Consider the following 3,240-nt stretch of genomic DNA (forward strand, 5'->3'; position numbering starts at 1 on the left):
AGTTCGTATCCCTGAAGGGGGAGAACGAATATCCGTTCATTGGCGGGCGCCTGATCTCGTCCGATGGCGTCGAGCATGCCGAGCACGAGTACAAGCCGATGACCAACGAATACGTGGATAAGAACAATACCTCCAAGTGGTGCAAGCTTTCGCGGGATTCCTTTGCGGTCGGGGCCCTGGCCCGCTTCAATAATAACCACAGCCTACTCCACCCCCCGGCCCTGGAGGCGGCCTCCGCTTTGGGCCTGTCGCCGGTGTGTCACAATCCCTTCATGAACAACGTCGCTCAGCTGGTCGAGTGCGTCCATGTCGTACATGATTCGATACGGCTCATCGACCAGCTGCTGGAGTCCGAGGCCGAACCGACCATGGCACCGGTCACTCCGCGAGCCGGTGAGGGCGTAGGGGCGGTCGAAGTTCCACGAGGCATCCTCTACCATCACTACAAATACGACGAGAGGGGACGCATCACACGAGCCAACTGTGTGATTCCTACCACGCAGAACAACGCGAATATCCACTACGCATTACATGACCTTGTCGACCAATTTGCGGGAAAGGGGATGAGCAACGAGGAGTTGGAACTCCTCTGTTCGATGCTGGTGCGATCCTATGATCCCTGCATCTCGTGTTCCGTCCATTGATTCTCGGGCAGCCCCGGCTACTCTGCGAAAGTAACAAGATCACCGTTCTACCAGGGTAGGTTGATTAAATTTAGACTATGCGCTAGATGTGCATATGTTACCCTTGTCTGATTTTCTTGAATGCCAGTGTACCTTCAAGTATATGCTGTATGAGATCGAAGTAGAATCGCCGGGGCAGGGATAATGCGATGGATCTGGCCTCGATGAAACTCAATCGTAAGGGTGGGGATATTCTGAAGCTGCGGACCTTCAGAAAAGGAGTCCACCCGCCTGATTATAAAGCATTTACCAATACAAAAAAAATCGAGTATCTACCCCTGCCAGAAGAGGTCTTCATTCCTCTGCAGCAGCATATCGGGGCCCCTGGGGAACCGACAGTCAGCCCGGGTGATGCAGTCAAGACCGGGCAGTGCATCGGCCGGAGCGAGAGGTTTGTCTCCAGCCCGGTGCACGCTTCGGTTACGGGCAAGGTGAAAGCCATCACTACCCTGCTGCATCCAGCCGGCGTCAAGGTTCCGATGGTCCACATTCAGCGCACCGGCGAGGATGATTGGGATCTGCTGCCGGTCCCGGAAGACTGGCGGGCCGCAGCCAGGGAATATCTCTGCAAACTTATCTGGGATGCGGGTATTGTCGGCCTCGGCGGCGCTGCTTTTCCGACCCATGTGAAACTCTCGCCACCCAAAGAGAAGCCGATCGACGCGTTCATTCTGAATGGCTGCGAGTGTGAGCCTTACCTGACCGCCGATCATCGCGCCATGGTGGAACTGACGCCGAAAATCCTCACCGGCATGTCCATCATCATGAAAATCCTGGGCGTGGAGCAGGGATATATCGGCATCGAGACGAATAAGCCCGATGCCATTGAAGCCATGCAGGCGTGCAGCAAGGGTAACGGCCTGGATGCTCCCGTTATTCCCCTTCGGACCAAATACCCTCAGGGAGCCGAAAAGATGCTTATCCAGGCGGTATTGGGTCGGAAAGTACCAGCAGGCGGACTGCCGATGGATGTGGGCGTGATTGTTAACAATGTGGGCACGGCCCTGGCGGTGACGGAGGCGGTTACTGAGGGTAGGCCCCTCATTCAGCGGGTGGTCACCGTCACGGGTGATGGCATCAACGAGCCCCGGAACGTGATGGCCCGGGTCGGCAGCCCATTCAGCCATCTGATTGACTTTTGCGGCGGGTTGAAAGCGGAGACGGCCCTGGTTTTCATGGGCGGTCCCATGATGGGTATCGCCCAACATGACCTCCGTGTGCCGGTGGTTAAGGCCACCAGCGCCATCATCTGTACCACCGCCGTTAAAAGAGCCGAGAGCTTGCCCTGCATCCGCTGTGGGAACTGTATCTCCGCTTGTCCGATGAATCTCTTGCCGACGCGGCTGGCGCGACTGACCGAGATGCAACAATGGGAAGCCGCGGAAGAATTGGGAATCAACCATTGTATTGAATGTGGTTCCTGTGCCTATGTATGCCCGTCGCATATCCCGCTCGTGCAATGGATTCGCGTGGGAAAGTATAGCCTGACCCAGTTGCAGGCTAAGACGTAGGGTCAGCGCCCGCTTCGATCTCGTGAGAGTGACATAGAGACCCAGATAACGTCATACTGTAAGTGTAGGCCTGCAATGCCTAGCCCCTTGCGGGGAAGGTGAATGCCGGCAGAAAGCAGACGGAAACAGAAGTATCATCCCTGGTCATATGTCGGTAGAAAATTCTAAACCGGAGACCACTCGGCCCAAAGCGGCCGCCGAGGATAAGGCGAAAGAAAGTACTCCGAGTCCCAGACTGCTTATCCTTTCTTCGTCCCCGCACCAATTCGGCCCCCAGAGCGTTCCCAAGATCATGTGGTCGGTGGTGGGTGCTTTAATACCCGCGGCCCTCATGGCCATCTTTTACTTCGGCATGCGAGCCCTCTGGATGATGCTCGTGTGCGTGCTGGCAGCCCTGGTCACGGAAGCGCTGATCAATCGCCTGCGAGGGATTGCCTTTACGATCAAGGATGGGAGTGCCATTATTACCGGACTGCTCCTGGCATTGACCCCTGCCGCCTGCTTTTCCCTACAGCTGTGGAGTGATCGGGGCGGTGTTTGCCATTGCCATCGGGAAGCAGATCTTTGGCGGCCTGGGATATAACATATTCAATCCGGCGCTGCTGGGGCGGGCCTTTTTGCAGGCCAGTTTCCCGGTGCAGATGACCACCTGGACCTTCCCCAGCACCGCCAAGTTCGGCACTCTGGACGCCATCACCGCCGCCACGCCGCTGGGACAATTCAAGTTCGAGCGCATCCTGACAGCCTACCAGGACCTTTTGCTCGGCAACATCGGTGGTTGTCTGGGGGAGACTTCGGCCGTGGCCATTATCATCGGCGGACTGTATCTGATAGTGCGCAAATATGCCGACTGGCGCATCCCGGCCAGTTTTCTGGGCACGGTGTTTATTGTAGGCGGAATATTCTGGCTTATCAGTCCCGCCCAATATCCCGATCCTGTGTTCCACCTCCTGTCCGGTGGGTTGATGCTGGGGGCCTTCTTTATGGCGACCGACATGGTCACCTCGCCGATTACACCCAAGGGTTCGTGGATTTTCGGCTTCGGT

At 56.7% G+C, this 3,240-nt stretch carries 4 protein-coding genes; all 4 read left to right on the forward strand.

Going from position 1 to position 3,240, the window contains the following annotated elements; genetic code table 11:
• A partial coding sequence (locus ACETWG_06260; GenBank protein ID MFB0516189.1) for a nickel-dependent hydrogenase large subunit occupies window positions 1–644 on the forward strand: 644 nt, incomplete at its 5' end.
• A 203-nt stretch (window positions 645–847) separates the two neighbouring features.
• Window positions 848–2,194, forward strand: a complete 1,347-nt coding sequence (gene rsxC, locus ACETWG_06265) for an electron transport complex subunit RsxC (GenBank protein ID MFB0516190.1) — start codon at window positions 848–850, stop codon at window positions 2,192–2,194.
• 148 nt (window positions 2,195–2,342) lie between these two features.
• Window positions 2,343–2,777 (forward strand): RnfABCDGE type electron transport complex subunit D, encoded by a 435-nt coding sequence (locus ACETWG_06270; protein ID MFB0516191.1) that lies wholly within the window; start codon window positions 2,343–2,345, stop codon window positions 2,775–2,777.
• Window positions 2,728–3,240: RnfABCDGE type electron transport complex subunit D (locus ACETWG_06275; protein MFB0516192.1), on the forward strand; the 513-nt coding region annotated here is incomplete at its 3' end. The genes ACETWG_06270 and ACETWG_06275, both read left to right, overlap by 50 nt.

The sequence above is a fragment of the Candidatus Neomarinimicrobiota bacterium genome, from assembly GCA_041862535.1.
Taxonomy (GTDB): Bacteria; Fidelibacterota; Marinisomatia; order SCGC-AAA003-L08; family TS1B11.

What these genes read in the sequence shown, in the direction of transcription:
- ACETWG_06270 (MFB0516191.1), top strand. Translation starts at nt 2,343, where the DNA reads ATGTCGGTAGAAAATTCTAAACCGGAGACCACTCGGCCCAAAGCGGCC.
- rsxC (MFB0516190.1), top strand. Translation starts at nt 848, where the DNA reads ATGAAACTCAATCGTAAGGGTGGGGATATTCTGAAGCTGCGGACCTTC.